Raw genomic sequence first — 15,193 nt, forward strand, 5'->3', positions numbered from 1 at the left:
TTTTCATTTGTTTTAATTAGTCGTTGCTGTTGTCATCTGCATTATCATCAACAGTGCCATCAACAGCGCCATCAACATCTTTATCGTCATCTAAGGTATCTTCTACGTTGTCATCGTTATTGTCGTTGTTGTCGTCGCCATCAACATCTAATTCTACATTCGTATCGTCATTGTTGTCATCGACTAAGCCATCATCTGTACCGTCATCGATGTTGTTGTCGATGTTCGTATCGTCCTCATCGTTACATGCTGCAAGCGATAATGATAGTAACAGCGTCATCATCAGAGTAGGTGTCTTTTTAAGTTTCATATTGTAATAGCCTCCTTTGGTGTATGGTTTTATGATTCCCCGATTTATAAAAGAAAAACATCTTTTATGATTTTCCACCTCAAAAAGAAATTTTCCGGCATTGTATTTTCTTTACGATTTACATTCGTTATAGTGAATTGAGGAGGTGAAAATCGTGCAGCAAACCAGGCATTATTTATTCGTCAAAACATTGTTGAATCGCATGAAAATGGATGATTTGGACGCACCCTCAATCGAGCAGGAATTTTACCGATTGGAGGCCGGCTTATCAGGCGAACAAAAGCTGAAACGGCTGCTCTCGGACTATCATTTTAAATCCGCTTTCCATATTTTTTATAATTTCGAATGCATCAATTCAAAAGGTTTTACCCATCAAATGGACGCTTTGCTCATTACGCCAAATTTTGTCGTCGTTATTGAAGTAAAACAAATGTCCGGCACCCTTTACTACAAACCGGCGCTCCATGAATTTTCCCGCATCCACGATAATGTCAGCGAAAACTTCCCGAACCCGTTTGACCAGGCATACCGCCACCAGCTTTTTTTGGAGCATCAATTTAAAGCGTGGCAAATTTCCATCCCAATTTACCATATCGTCGCGCTCGCCAATCACCGCGCAACACTCGACCATTCCCTTTCCAATTTCCCGATCATGCATATGAGCGGTATCCCCAGGTTTATCGAAAAACTGTATAAGCAGCATCCGAATCCTCGCGTGAATATTACTTTTCTGCAAAATCAATTAGAGCAACTTTATGAACAGCTCCCCCCTCGTAGGGGCATTGAAAGGCACCGGCTACGTAACGGAGTTCTCTGTAAGGAGTGCGATTATGTCAATGAAATGCATTATAGACAAGGCTATTTTATTTGCCCGGTATGTCAGGTGAAAAGTAAAGAAGCATTGTATGAAACTTTTCTGCAATACCGAATTTTAGTCGGCCCACGCATAACGAATAAAGAGTTCCGTGAGTTTTTTAATATTTCGTGTATCCATACTGCTTCGAAACTGTTGGCGAAAGCCGGTCTGGAGAAGCACGGGGTGAATAAAGGGACTTATTATTTAATTCCGGAGAAGTTTGAATAGATGTACAATATAGAAAAGGACGTGACGAATATGAAGGAAAAACAACGTCGTAACCATGTTGATTCGGCAACTAAGGAGCTTATTATCAAATCTGTAGCAGAAGAAGGCGCAAAGGTTTCCGACATCGCTGGTCGATATGATGTCGGCCATTCGACAGTTCATCGGTGGGTGAAAGAATACCGCGAGTCACTGACAGACTTGGTCCCAGCAAGCGAAGCAGAAAAAATAAGAGCAGCTTATGAGAAGAAAATTCGCGCATTGGAAGAAGAGAATGAAATTTTGAGAAAAGCGATTCATGGACTTTCGGACATTGAACGGTAAATCGAGAGGCAGACCCCCACATTCCATAGGCGGGGGTCTTTCTAATATATCCGAAAAAGTTCTAATATAAATTTATTTGTTCTAATATATTACCGATCTTCTAAAATAAATGCGGTTTGTTCTAATAAGTGTTCCAGATGTTCAAATAAAGTATCTACTTCTTCTAATATCGTACCAACATTTTCTAATAAACGACTCAAATGTTCTAATAAAATCACGGTAAGCTTTCTCCCAGCCCTTTTCACCCGGAATAAAAGCTCTTTTCCACCTCAAATTCAAGGAACTTCTAATATCCATCCCAGTTCTTCTAATATCACTCGCACTTTTTCTAATAACCGGCTCCATTGTTCTAATAAAATCCCCTCCACCACCCCAACAAAAAAACAGCACCGGAACCCCCCCGATGCTGTAATTCCTACCTATTAAATTAATTCCCAACCGGCTTGCTGTTCTTCACGAAGAACGAACCAACCAAACCTAATACCGAAACGACTGTCACGACGATGAACGCTGAGTGAACACCGTGTGCTAAAAACTCTGCCGGTAAAGCGTTGCTGAATTTTTCGATATAGTTTTGCTGACCGATTGTGAACATTGTAATCGCAACCGCTGTACCTGAAGCACCGGCGATTTGCGTTAATGTGTTTAATGCTGCTGAACCGTCAGCAAATTTCTGTGGTGCCAATGAGTTCATCGCATTCGTTTGTGCCGGCATGATTGTCATCGATACTCCGACAAAGAATACACATAAGTTTACAATGATAATCCAAGTTGCAGTTGTTGCTGAAATTGTTGTTAAAAATACGATCATCGACACTAAAATCATCGCAAAACCGATACGTGTAAAGATTTTCGCTCCGACTTTATCGAAGTTTGTCCCAACGATTGGTGACATGATGATATTTAAAATGTTACCCGGCAACATACATAAACCTGCCGTTAATGCTGCGAAACCTAATACTGTTTTCAGGAACATCGGCACTAAAATCGCCACTGAAAGAATCATGAACATTGTCGCAACCATCAACGCGACACCTAAAGAGAACATCGGTGATTTGAATACCGATAAGTCGATCATCGGCTCGTCCATTTTTGTTTGGCGAACGCCGAATACTACTAATAAAACTAAGCCAATAACAAGTGGTGCCCAAACGATTGGTTTTGAAATCGATTGCTCCGCTAATGTTGCTAACGCGAATACAACACCACCGAAACCGAATGTAGAAGCTATTAATGATAATAAATCAATTTTTGGACGTGTTACGTTTGAAACATTGTCCACTTTAGCAATTGCTAAAACGATTACAAGGGCATAAACAACGACCATGATCCAGAAAATATATCTCCAGCTTAAAGAAGATACGATTAAACCTGCGATTGATGGACCTAATGCCGGACCTGCCGTTAAGATAATCCCTACAAACCCCATGACCGCGCCACGTTTTTGTACCGGGAAAATCAGCATTACAACACTGAACATTAACGGTAGAATAATCCCTGTTGCAAGTGCTTGTACGAAACGACCTGCCAGTAATACCGCAAAGTTCGGTGCTAATGCGCCTAATAATGAACCGATCACTGCGAACACAACTGCCGCCACTACTAATTGACGTGTTGTAAACCAACGGACTAAATAAGATGATAATGGAACTAATACGGCTAATACTAATAAGTAGCCAGTTGTTAACCATGCTGCTGATGCGGCTGATACACCGAAGTCATCCATAATATTTGTTAACGCCATGTTTAATGCCGTTTCACCAAATAAACCAACGAATGTACTGATCATCAGAACAGCTGCCATGCCTTTTGGGCTTTTCACATTGAATAGTGCTGCCATTTTTGTTTCCTCCTATCGTATAAGACTCTTTTATGAAAGATGATAATTGCTTTGTATCATGCTTTTTGCTGTTATATAACTCAAACAGCACGCTTTAAAATATATCAAATTTTTTCATGGAAATTCAATGACTCAGGCGAAAAATATTAGACCGGTCGTTATAATTGTGAACACTCATTATCCAGTTTTAACCTTAACTGGGCCTATCTTTCGTAGATATTTATTTACATATTTCTGTGTAAACGATTGCATTATTTCCAATAAAATTTGTAGCGTTACAACAAAAACATTGCTACATCAACATTTACAAACGATTTCATATCCATTGCTATGAAAAACAATAATTTTGCAATAGTTTTCCACGAACTAAACATAAAAAACAGGCTAATTGTGAACAATAAAAAAGCCTGTCCAGAAATCACATTCCGGACAAGCCTTTACTTATACTGCGCAACCAACGCAGGGATGACTTTGCTTATATTTAATAACGGCTCGTTCGAACGCTGGGACAATGACAGGGTAACGGCCCCTTCAATCATCGCGCTTACCGCTTTACTCAATGTGACAGCCGCTTCATCACTAAACCCGTTGGCAATCAATTTTGTGTAATAAATTGATTCCCAGTACTTATACGTATCACCGCATACTTTCCGCAAACGCTCATTCATAAATGCCGATTCCGCCGCAAGCAGTCCGAACGGCATCATCGTATAGGAACGCTCCTCAAGTCCATTGTCCAGATCAAATAGGTCGGCCATCGCTAAAATATGGGCATTCAGTGCTGCCCCGACATCCTCGAACTCGTTCATATAATGCTGAATGACCGCACCGATTCGCCGTTTTGACAATACGATCGCTTCTTCGGCAAGCTGCTCCTTCCCTTCAGGAAAATAGTGATACAGCGACCCTTTTGGTGATCCCGATTCTTTAATAATCTGATTTAAACCGGTCCCGTGGAAACCTTGAAAGTAAAACAACCGTGTCGCTGTTTCTAAAATTTTGTCTTTCGTTTGATTAGACATACCGTTCCCTCACCATCTATAACAACTGGTCTAATTTCAACCAAGTATGTGCCGTTAAATTTGAATAGCTTAAACATATCACATATTCTAGCGCTTATATAATAACGAGAGGCCAACGTTCACAAACTTTCAACAAATTATCCCCCAGATTTTCTAATATAATCTAAAATGTTCTAATATAAATTTATTTGTTCTAATATATTTCCGGTTTTCTAATATAAGTGCGGTTTGTTCTAATAAGTGTTCCAGATGTTCAAATAAAGTATCTACTTCTTCTAATATCGTACCGACATTTTCTAATAAACGACTCAAATGTTCTAATAAACTCACGGCACGCCTTCTTCTCGCGCTTTTCACTTGGAATAAAAGCTCTTCTTCAAGGAACTTCTAATATCCACTCCAGTTCTTCTAATATCACCAAGATTTCTTCTAATAACCGATCCATTTCTTCTAGTAAAACCACCAAAAAAAGACACCCGCCAAAAAGCGAGTGCCCAATCCAACTGTAAAACAATTATTTAATATTGTAGAAAGATTTTAGCCCTTCAAAACGGCTAGTTGCACCTAATTGGTCTTCGATGCGTAGTAATTGGTTGTACTTCGCAACGCGGTCCGTACGAGATGGAGCACCTGTTTTGATTTGGCCTGCGTTTGTAGCGACAGCGATGTCAGCGATTGTGTTATCTTCTGATTCGCCTGAACGGTGAGAAATTACTGCTGTGTAGCCAGCGCGTTTCGCCATTTCAATTGCTTCAAATGTTTCTGTTAAAGTACCGATTTGGTTTACTTTGATTAAGATTGAGTTGCCAACGCCTTCTTCGATACCGCGAGATAATTTCGTTGTGTTTGTAACGAATAGATCGTCACCAACTAATTGTACGCGGTCGCCGATACGCTCTGTTAATAGCTTGTGGCCAGCCCAGTCGTTTTCGTCTAAACCGTCTTCGATTGAGATGATTGGGTATTTAGAAGTTAACTCTTCGTACCAAGCAACCATTTCTTCTGAAGTTTTTTCTACGCCTTCACCAGCTAAAACGTATTTGCCTGTTTCTTTGTTGTAAAGCTCAGAAGATGCAACGTCCATTGCTAAACGGATTTCTTCGCCCATTTTGTAGCCTGCTTTTTCAACTGCTTCGATGATCACAGTGATCGCTTCTTCGTTTGAACCTAAGTTTGGAGCGAATCCGCCTTCGTCACCTACAGCTGTGTTGTGGCCTTTTTCTTTTAATACAGTTTTTAAGTTATGGAAGATTTCTGTACCCATGCGTAATGCTTCTTTGAATGATTTAGCACCTACTGGCATTACCATGAATTCTTGGATGTCTACGTTGTTGTCAGCGTGTGCACCACCGTTTAAGATGTTCATCATTGGTACTGGTAATTGCTTCGAGTTGAAGCCACCTAAGTATTGGTATAAAGGAATGTCCAGGTAGTCAGCTGCTGCGTGCGCTACTGCCATTGACACACCTAAAATTGCGTTTGCACCTAATTTACCTTTGTTTTCTGTTCCATCAAGTTCGATTAACGCTTGGTCGATAACAACTTGGTCCAATACAGAATATTGACCTTCAAGTTCTTCAGCGATAATTGTGTTGACGTTTTCTACCGCTTTTTCAACACCTTTACCTAAGTAACGGTTTACGTCCCCATCGCGTAATTCCACTGCTTCATATTCACCAGTTGAAGCACCAGATGGCACGATTGCACGGCCGAATGCGCCTGATTCTGTGAATACTTCTACTTCTACTGTTGGGTTACCGCGAGAATCTAATACTTCACGAGCATATACTTGAGTAATGAATGGCATAATAAAAAACTCCTCTATTGATAAATTTAGTAGGTGCTTGCACAAGGACAAGCTATATAATTAACCGCGCGATCTATTACTGTTCGCTTGGCATAACTAACGATTTTCCTGTCATCTCTGCAGGTTGGGCAATATTAAGTAATTCAAGCATTGTCGGTGCCAGATCGGCTAAAATGCCATCTTCATAAAGCTTAACACCAGGCTTAGTTACAATAACCGGTACCGGGTTTGTTGTATGTGCTGTCATCGGTTTGTCATCCAATGTCACTACTTCATCCGAGTTTCCATGGTCAGCTGTAATAATCGCATAGCCGCCTTTTGCAGTAATCGCATCAACAACTTTCCCTAGACACTCGTCCACCGTTTCGATCGCTTTAATCGTCGGTTCAAGCATCCCTGAATGTCCGACCATATCCGGGTTCGCAAAGTTTAAAATGATCCCATCGAACTTCTCTGCCGCAATAGCTTCCAGTAAAGAATCCGTCACTTCATACGCGCTCATCTCAGGCTTCAAGTCATAGGTTGCCACTTTTGGAGACGCGATTAAAATACGCTCCTCGCCGGCAAACGTATCTTCACGACCACCGCTCATAAAGAACGTGACATGCGGATACTTTTCTGTTTCCGCAATGCGCAGCTGAGTTTTGCCTGCTTTTGAAATCACTTCACCGACCGTATTAACTAAGTTGTCATTTTCATATGCCACATCCGCTACGACATCATCACTGTAATGTGTAAACGTAACGAATTTCAGATTCGTCGGATGATTTTCAGAGCGTGGCATCGCGTCAAACTTTTCATTCGTCATTAAAGAAGATAACTGAATCGCACGGTCCGGACGGAAGTTGAAGAAAATGACCGCATCGTTCGTACTGATCGTTGCAGCAGGTCTTCCTTCTTCTGTCACGACAAACGGCACAACGAATTCATCAGTCAGTTCACGTTCATACGAAGACTGGACACCTGCTGTTGCAGTTGATGCTGTTTGACCGATTCCGTCAACTAATGCATTGTACGTTAAGCCGACACGTTCCCAACGGCGGTCACGGTCCATTGCATAATAGCGACCATGAATCGAAGCGAACTTCCCGATTCCAATTTCTTTCATTTGTTTTTCTGTTTCAAGAATATATTCAAGTGCTGTCGTTGGACCGACATCGCGTCCATCAAGGAAACCATGAACATATACTTGCTCAAGACCATTTGCTTTCGCCAATTTCAATAAGGCAAACAAATGCTCATAGTGGCTATGAACACCGCCATCTGAAAGCAGTCCCATTAAATGTAGCTTAGAACCATGTGCTTTCGCATGTTCAACAGCCGCAAGAAACGATTCGTTACGGAAGAAATCGCCGTCACGGATCGATTTGTGGATACGTGTTAAGGACTGGTACACAATGCGTCCAGCCCCGATATTTAAGTGTCCAACTTCAGAGTTCCCCATTTGACCTTCTGGTAGACCTACTGCTTCACCACTTGCTATTAAAGTCGCATGTGGATATGCATGCCAGTAACGGTCAAAATTCGGTTTATTTGCTTGTGCTACGGCATTACCCTTCACTTCATCGCGAAAGGCAAAGCCGTCTAGAATAATTAATGCAACGGGTTGTTTAGGCATTTGCTGCCGCCTCCAATAATTTCATGAATGATGCTGGTTGTAGGCTTGCTCCTCCTACTAATGCGCCATCGATATGCTCTTGTGATAATAGCTCTTCAATGTTTTCAGGCTTTACACTGCCGCCGTACTGAATGCGCACTTTTTCAGCTGTATCTTTTCCGTATAATGTTTCAATCGCCAGACGGATTGCGCAGCATACTGTATTTGCATCTTCCGCAGTAGCTGTTTTGCCTGTTCCGATTGCCCAGATTGGCTCATATGCAATGACCATATGCTCTACTTCAATTGGAGCAAAGCCTTTTAGTGCCATTGTAATTTGGCGTGCTACTTTTGCTTCGGTTTGATCCGCTTCACGCTCTTCCAATGTTTCTCCGCAGCAAATAATCGGTACAATACCGTAATTAAGAGCAGCACGGACTTTTTTGTTGATCGCTTCGTCCGTTTCATTGAATAGTTCACGACGCTCTGAATGCCCTAAAATAACATAATCAACATTGATATTCGAAAGCATTTTCGGGCTGATTTCCCCTGTGAACGCGCCTTCGTCTTCAAAGTGCATGTTTTGCGCGCCAATTGCCAGGCTTGAATCTTCTGCCGCTACGACAAGTGTCGGTAAATATAATGCAGGCGAACAGATGACCGCATCAACTTTATCTGGGGAAGGAACCTCTTGTTGGATTTCTTCGATAAAATCAACTGCCTCATCAAAGGACTTATACATTTTCCAGTTTCCTGCTATGATCGGTTTTCTCATTCAAAACCCTCCGTTTTTAAAAGATTCTGTTCAATCATGCCGTTGTTTTCCGCTACGGCGGACGCTTTCCCCGGGCGCGGCTCAAGCCTATAGTCTCGAGCATCGCGCTTTTCCCGGTGGAGTCGTCGCCTTCGCTCCAAACAACTAACATCCTGTAGTCACAGATATTTTAGCCTATTAACGTTTTATTTATCGTTTAACGCAACAATTCCCGGTAATTCTTTACCCTCCATTAACTCTAATGAAGCACCGCCGCCTGTTGAAATATGGTCCATTTTCGAAGCGACTTCGAATTTTTCTACCGCTGCAGCTGAGTCACCGCCGCCGATAATTGTGTAGCCGTCTGTTGTTGCCATTGCATTCGCAACTGTTTTCGTACCATTTGCAAATTTTTCCATTTCGAATACACCCATTGGTCCGTTCCAAATGATTAGTTTTGATTGCTTAATGACTTCTGCATAGTTTTCAGCCGTTTTCGGTCCGATATCAAGTCCCATCCAGTCAGATGGAATGGCATCGATTGCCACAACTTGAGTTTCAGCATCTTTAGAAAACTCGTTTGCTACGACAGCATCAACCGGCATGTGCAGTTGTACGCCTTTTGCTTTCGCTTGTTCGATAAAGCCTTTTGCCAGCTCGATTTTATCTTCTTCCAAGAGTGACTTCCCGATATCGTGACCCATCGCTTTGACGAATGTAAATACTAAACCGCCACCGATAATCAGGTGATCCACTTTATCCAATAGGTTTTCAATAACACCGATTTTATCTTTAACTTTCGCTCCACCAATAATTGCTGTGAACGGACGCTCTGGATTTGATAATGCTTTACCAAGTACGTCCAGCTCTTTTTCCATTAACAAGCCTGATACAGCCGGTACATGTTTTGCGATACCTTCTGTTGAAGCATGTGCACGGTGAGCTGCGCCGAACGCATCATTTACATAAAGGTCCGCTAATTTCGCAAACTCTTTTGCCAATGCTTCGTCGTTTTTCTCTTCGCCTTTATGGAAACGAACATTTTCAAGCAGGATAATTTCGCCGTCTTGCATATTGTTAACCGCTGCTTCTACATCTGAACCAGTTGATTCATCCAATTTTTTAACTGGCTTGTCCATTAATTCCGAAAGACGCTCGCCGACTGCTGTTAAGCGCATGTCCTCATTTACTTCGCCTTTTGGACGGCCAAGATGTGAAGCTAAAATTACTTTTGCTCCAGCGTTTACTAGTTGTTCAATTGTTGGAATAGCTGCACGAATACGCGTTTCGTCGGCAATGCGGCCCTCATCCATTGGCACATTAAAATCGACACGCACAAATACGCGTTTTCCTTTTACATCTACATCGTTCATTGATTTCTTTAAAAACATACTGAAAATCCTCCTTCATAGTCGTTCGTCAATTATTGTGGATCGTATACTCGCTAGTTAAAATAGTAACAAAATTCGATAAGACTGTCTTGGTATCGCCTCTGTTTTGTATATTTTCCTTATATCCGAAAAAAGAGCGGTCCGGGTGAGTCCCTGCCGCTCTTTTACCCTTATTTATTATAAGGTTTACATGTATTAAAGGCTATACTTTTTATGCCCGTTTCCTTTTAATATGACACACTTTTCCTTTAATTCCGAAAAAGTATGTCACATTTAGAGGGATTATTATGCTTTTTCGATACCTTGTTTAGCGATATATAAAGCTAAATCCATTAAACGAGTAGAGTAGCCGATTTCGTTATCATACCAAGAAACTACTTTCGCCATACGACCTTCCATTACCATTGTTGATAAACCATCAATTGTAGAAGAAGCTGGGTTACCATTGTAGTCGATTGATACTAATGGTAATTCGTTGTAAGCAAGAATGCCTTTTAATTCGCCTTCAGATGCTTCTTTTAATGCTGCGTTAATTGAATCTGTAGTTACGTCTTTATCCAATTCAACAACTAAGTCAACACATGAAACGTTTGGTGTTGGAACACGCATTGAGAAACCGTCTAGTTTGCCTTTTAATTGTGGTAATACTTTAGATACTGCGATTGCTGCACCTGTAGTTGTCGGGATCATTGATACCGCGCCTGCACGTGCACGACGTGGGTCAGAGTGCGGGAAGTCAAGGATACGTTGGTCATTTGTATATGAGTGAATTGTTGTCATCATACCGCGTTTGATACCGAATTTTTCGTCTAACACTTTTGCAAGTGGTGCTAAACAGTTTGTTGTACAAGAAGCATTTGAAATAACATCTTGTGCTGGGTCATAATCTTCGTGGTTAACACCCATTACATATGTTGGCATATCGCCTTTTGCTGGTGCAGAAAGGATTGCTTTTTTCGCGCCTGCTTCGATATGTTTTGATACTTCTTCCATTGAACGCCATCTACCAGTACATTCTAAAACTACATCTACACCAAGTTCACCCCATGGTAATTTTGCAGGATCTTTTTCAGAAAGCACTTGAATACGTTTGCCGTTTACGATAAATGCATCTTCTTCTGCTTGAACGTCTGCATCATACACTCCATGTACTGAGTCGTATTTTAATAAATGTGCAAGCTGTCCAGCGTCAGTTAAATCATTTACTGCAACTACTTCAAATTCCTCGTGCTTCATTGCTTCACGGAATACTAAACGTCCGATTCGTCCAAATCCATTGATTGCTAATTGTAATGCCATGTGTAATTCCTCCAATAACTTTATTATTAAAATAGTATGTGTAAAATCATACTTTTAAAAACATGTTTAATTTTCAAGAATTGTACTTGCGGTTTGCTCATCTGTAATCAAAATCGTTTGCGATGCGGCATTTTTAAAATACGCCTGAATCGCAGCCGCCTTATTTCTGCCTGCCGCAATGGCAAGAACATGCTTCGCTTTGTTTACTTGATCACGCTGGATTCCAATTGTCCTAAGATGATGAACCGTGTCACCATTTGCATTGAAATAGTAGCCAAATGCTTCGGCAACCGCGCCTTTTTCTTCAAGTATTTGCTGCTCCTGCTGTGAACTTTTACGACGAAGCGCCATTTCCTGTGCTGCCCCGATTCCGTGAATAACGATATCCACCTGTTCATAAAGTGTAATCATTTCCCGAATAATCGGTTCATCCTTCATCGCTTCATACGCCTGCTCACTTAAATGCTCGGGCAAAAACAATGTGCGGTATGTTGCCCCGCATCTTTTTGAAAACTTCGAAACAATTGTATTCGCCTGGAATGTCATCTCATCACCCATACCACCGCGTGCCGCAATAAAATTCGCGTCGCTCAGCACCGGGACATCCGATAAATATTCCTTCATCGATGCAACACTGCTGCCGCCTGTTACCGCAATTTTGACTTTCGCAGTTGCGATTTGCTGTAATACTTGTGCCGCAACTTTACCGAGCTGCTGCTTTACCGTTTCATCCTGTTCGGCATCACCTGGCACAATGATGACACGTGCGATGCCAAAGATGTTTGTAAGCTGCTGTTCCATCGCTACAATACCGGAAAGCTCACGATACAGTTCGTAAAGCTGTTCTATTACTTCATACCCTTTTGGCGTGCAAATCATGCCTTTTTTTTGAATCAAGATCAATTGCTGTTCGCTCAGGACCGTTGTTTCATTCCGGATATCACGCTCTGTCATCTGTAGCTGCTCTCCTAAAGCACGTCTACCAATCGGGCTAAATGTCGCAATTGCTTGTAAAACTCTAAATCTTTTTTGAAAAAGAGCATCAATTTCAGGCATTAGTTTACGCTCAGCTGCAAAAAATGAAATATCCGTCAAAAAACCACCTACCCGATTTATCCTGTTGGACAATATATGTCCCACATAAATAATTTATGTCCCACATGGGGTAAAAAAAATAATTTCTGTCTTTATTATAGATCGCCTTGAAGTGATTTGCAACTTATATGACCGAATTTATAACAAAAAATAGCGAACAGGCACCGATGACTAGTCCACCAGCGCCTCGTACAATGTCGCATAATCAAGCTGCCCGCATTGCACAACGTCGCCGTTATACTCAACAACCGGGATTATCAGCATATACTTTTCATGCGCTTCATCGTCTTCTTCTATATTATAGTGCTCAATCGTAAAGTCGATATCCTCCTGCACAATTTTTAACGTATGAAGTCCTTCGACGCAAAGTCCGCAGTCCGGTTTCGAATAAAATTTAATGATCATTGGCAGTTCCCCCCTTTTTTTATTATTATAGCGAAGTTTGGGTGGGGGTGGTGGGGATTTATTAGAAGATTTTTTGGTTTATTAGAAGGTTCGGGTGGGTTATTAGAAGTTCTCGACCACTTATTAGAACAACGCACCAACTTATTAGAAAACCGCTACACCACCTCATTAAAACTTCGCAACCGCATTTAAAAAATGCGTAACTCATTCCATCAGCTGGGGATTTATTAGAACTTTTTACGCTATATTAGAACTTTCGGCCGACATATTAGAAGTTCTCCATCACTTATTAGCACATCCGGGCTACTTATTTGAACATCGGCCACTTATATTAGAAGATCGGCTTTATATTAGAACTTTTCCGGGTTTATTAGAACATCGCGGATACTTATTAGAAAATGCCCACATCATTTTCATCTACCGCTTTTATTAGAACTATTCCCGCCTATATTAGAACAACCGGCTAACTTATTAGAAGTTCTCGACCGTTTATTAAAACAACGCATCAACTTATTAGAAAACCTGGCAAAAACTTCGCGAACCCATATTAAAAAATACGTTCTGCCGCTTTTATTAGAACTTTCCCCGATATATTAGAACATCCGACTGACATATTAGAAGTTCTCGACCCCTTATTAGCAGATCCCCACCACTTATTTGAACATCGGCCACTTATATTAGAAGATCCGCGTTTTATTAGAACTTTCTCCAGTTTATTAGAACATCTCACCAACTTATTAGAAAACCACGGTACAAAAGAAGCACCCCACCACAAAAAGTGAGATGCCGTCCTTAAACCTCAACCTAAAACTTCCTGCCCGCGCCTCCGCCGAATGAGCCGCCGCCTCCGAAGCCGCCAAAGCCGCCCGATGAACCGCCACCACCGCCGAAGCCGCCGCCTCCGAAACCACCGAAACCGCCAGTGCGGTATACTCGGCGTGCTGTGCGTCGGCGTCCACCTGGGCCACCGCCACCACCGAACTTCGTAATGATGTAGTAAATAATAATGATCAATATAATGAAGCCGATTGAAATCCCGTCATCATCATTTGACGCAACAGGCTGTACTAGATCCGCGCCGCCTGCTTCACCACCCATTTCTTCATATAAAACGGAAAAGATACTGGCGAATGCATTTGTATAATCATCATTCTTTAAATATGGCAACATATACGTATCGATCATGCTGCCAATTTTCCCGTCCGGATAATCTCCTTCAAGACCGCCGCCGACCGTAATCCATACATCATTTTGCCCTGGCCCTTGCTCGGTTGTCGCAAAGATAAGCATACCGTTATCGAGCGCTTCATCACCGATACCCCAGCTGCGCAGCGTCTCTGTACCGAATTCAAACGCATCCATTCCATCGATCGTATCAACAGTCATCATGACAATGACATTTCCCGTTGAACCTTCGAGCGCTTTTGCCGACTGGATCAAGTTTTGTTCCACATCATCGGACAGAACGTTTGCATAATCGTACACGTAAGAATTGTAGGCCGGTTTTTCTGGTATGGCTGCCATCGCTTGGAGTGGTACGAGTATTAACCATAAAAGAAGCGATACCATTAATCTCACATACAGTCCCCCCTTTTTCGAAGCTTCGGTCATTGCCGACTCCTTCATTACTCCCATCATTAATCACCAAAATCGACAGCCGGTGCTTCTTCCACACCTTCTTTAATTTCGAAGTAGTCTTTTTGTTCAAAGCTGAACATGCCCGCGATTAAGTTTCCTGGGAAGCGGCGAACATCATTATTAAACTGCTGAACCGTGTCATTGTAATCTTTACGCGCTACTGTTAAGCGATTTTCTGTCCCTGCCAGTTCATCCATTAAACGTGTAAATTGTACATCCGCTTTTAAATTCGGATAGTTTTCAACTACAACGAGTAAACGGGCTAATGCAGAAGACAGCTCATTATTTGCGTCCGCCGTTTCTTCTACTGTATTGGCATTCCCGTATTGTGTACGGGCATCTGCAATCTGTGTGAAAATTTCTTCCTCGTGTTCGGCATAACCTTTGACCGTATTTACTAAGTTCGGCACTAAATCAAATCGACGCTGCAGCTGGTTTTCAACTTGTGCCCATGCGGCATCCACCGTTTCTTCACCTGTAACAAGTTTGTTGTATTTTGGCACGACAAGCATAGCCGCAATGACAATCAATGCAACAATTGCAATAAGGGCGACTAATACGGCACTTCCTTGTTCATTTTTTTTAAACATTTGCCCCATCCTCTCTTTTTTTAAAAATGCGTATAAAAAT

Annotated in this window: 15 protein-coding genes; 2 read left to right on the plus strand and 13 right to left on the minus strand. The window is 41.7% G+C overall.

Annotated features, from left to right (window positions below):
* Positions 1–16: 16 nt before the first annotated feature.
* Positions 17–280: a hypothetical protein gene (locus B5473_RS08075; protein ID WP_139377716.1), complete on the minus strand. Its 264-nt coding sequence runs from the start codon at positions 278–280 to the stop codon at positions 17–19.
* A gap of 184 nt (positions 281–464) precedes the next feature.
* On the opposite strand from B5473_RS08075, the gene B5473_RS08080 reads away from it, so the two are divergent.
* Both B5473_RS08080 and B5473_RS08085 read left to right on the plus strand, forming a co-directional pair.
* On the plus strand, positions 465–1,394 hold the full coding sequence (locus B5473_RS08080; protein ID WP_079524405.1) for a nuclease-related domain-containing protein: 930 nt from the start codon (positions 465–467) through the stop codon (positions 1,392–1,394).
* Between the two features lie 30 nt (positions 1,395–1,424).
* On the plus strand, positions 1,425–1,715 hold the full coding sequence (locus tag B5473_RS08085; protein WP_079524526.1) for a transposase: 291 nt from the start codon (positions 1,425–1,427) through the stop codon (positions 1,713–1,715).
* A 427-nt stretch (positions 1,716–2,142) separates the two neighbouring features.
* On the opposite strand, the gene B5473_RS08090 is transcribed toward B5473_RS08085, so the two are convergent.
* From B5473_RS08090 to B5473_RS08140, 12 genes are all read right to left on the minus strand, one after another.
* Positions 2,143–3,555: a DHA2 family efflux MFS transporter permease subunit gene (locus B5473_RS08090; protein WP_079524406.1), complete on the minus strand. Its 1,413-nt coding sequence runs from the start codon at positions 3,553–3,555 to the stop codon at positions 2,143–2,145.
* Between the two features lie 437 nt (positions 3,556–3,992).
* The gene (locus B5473_RS08095; protein WP_079524407.1) at positions 3,993–4,577 is read right to left on the minus strand and encodes a TetR/AcrR family transcriptional regulator; all 585 of its coding nucleotides are present in this window, start codon (positions 4,575–4,577) and stop codon (positions 3,993–3,995) included.
* Positions 4,578–4,730: 153 nt separating this feature from the next.
* Positions 4,731–4,907, minus strand: coding sequence for a phosphomannomutase (locus B5473_RS20470; RefSeq protein WP_254865277.1), 177 nt, complete (start codon positions 4,905–4,907; stop codon positions 4,731–4,733).
* Positions 4,908–5,091: 184 nt separating this feature from the next.
* Positions 5,092–6,384 (minus strand): phosphopyruvate hydratase, encoded by a 1,293-nt coding sequence (gene eno, locus B5473_RS08100; RefSeq protein WP_079524408.1) that lies wholly within the window; start codon positions 6,382–6,384, stop codon positions 5,092–5,094.
* A 76-nt stretch (positions 6,385–6,460) separates the two neighbouring features.
* Positions 6,461–8,002 carry a 2,3-bisphosphoglycerate-independent phosphoglycerate mutase gene (gene gpmI, locus B5473_RS08105; RefSeq protein ID WP_079524409.1) on the minus strand — a complete coding sequence of 514 codons (1,542 nt, stop codon included), beginning with the start codon at positions 8,000–8,002 and terminating at the stop codon, positions 6,461–6,463.
* Positions 7,995–8,756, minus strand: coding sequence for a triose-phosphate isomerase (gene tpiA / locus B5473_RS08110; RefSeq protein WP_079524410.1), 762 nt, complete (start codon positions 8,754–8,756; stop codon positions 7,995–7,997). Before tpiA ends, gpmI begins: the two co-directional genes overlap by 8 nt.
* Before the next feature lie 185 nt (positions 8,757–8,941).
* Positions 8,942–10,126: a phosphoglycerate kinase gene (locus B5473_RS08115; RefSeq protein ID WP_079524411.1), complete on the minus strand. Its 1,185-nt coding sequence runs from the start codon at positions 10,124–10,126 to the stop codon at positions 8,942–8,944.
* 285 nt (positions 10,127–10,411) lie between these two features.
* On the minus strand, positions 10,412–11,425 hold the full coding sequence (gap, locus tag B5473_RS08120) for a type I glyceraldehyde-3-phosphate dehydrogenase (RefSeq protein ID WP_079524412.1): 1,014 nt from the start codon (positions 11,423–11,425) through the stop codon (positions 10,412–10,414).
* Positions 11,426–11,491: 66 nt separating this feature from the next.
* Complete coding sequence (locus tag B5473_RS08125) at positions 11,492–12,520, minus strand: sugar-binding transcriptional regulator (protein ID WP_079524413.1); 1,029 nt, start codon at positions 12,518–12,520, stop codon at positions 11,492–11,494.
* Positions 12,521–12,691: 171 nt separating this feature from the next.
* Positions 12,692–12,925, minus strand: a complete 234-nt coding sequence (locus tag B5473_RS08130) for a glutaredoxin family protein (RefSeq protein ID WP_079524414.1) — start codon at positions 12,923–12,925, stop codon at positions 12,692–12,694.
* An 804-nt stretch (positions 12,926–13,729) separates the two neighbouring features.
* Positions 13,730–14,560: a TPM domain-containing protein gene (locus B5473_RS08135; RefSeq protein WP_254865278.1), complete on the minus strand. Its 831-nt coding sequence runs from the start codon at positions 14,558–14,560 to the stop codon at positions 13,730–13,732.
* A 2-nt stretch (positions 14,561–14,562) separates the two neighbouring features.
* On the minus strand, positions 14,563–15,153 hold the full coding sequence (locus tag B5473_RS08140) for a LemA family protein (protein ID WP_079524415.1): 591 nt from the start codon (positions 15,151–15,153) through the stop codon (positions 14,563–14,565).
* Between the last annotated feature and the right edge of the window lie 40 nt (positions 15,154–15,193).

The organism is Solibacillus isronensis (assembly GCF_900168685.1).
In the GTDB taxonomy this organism is placed as follows: domain Bacteria; phylum Bacillota; class Bacilli; order Bacillales_A; family Planococcaceae; genus Solibacillus; species Solibacillus isronensis_A.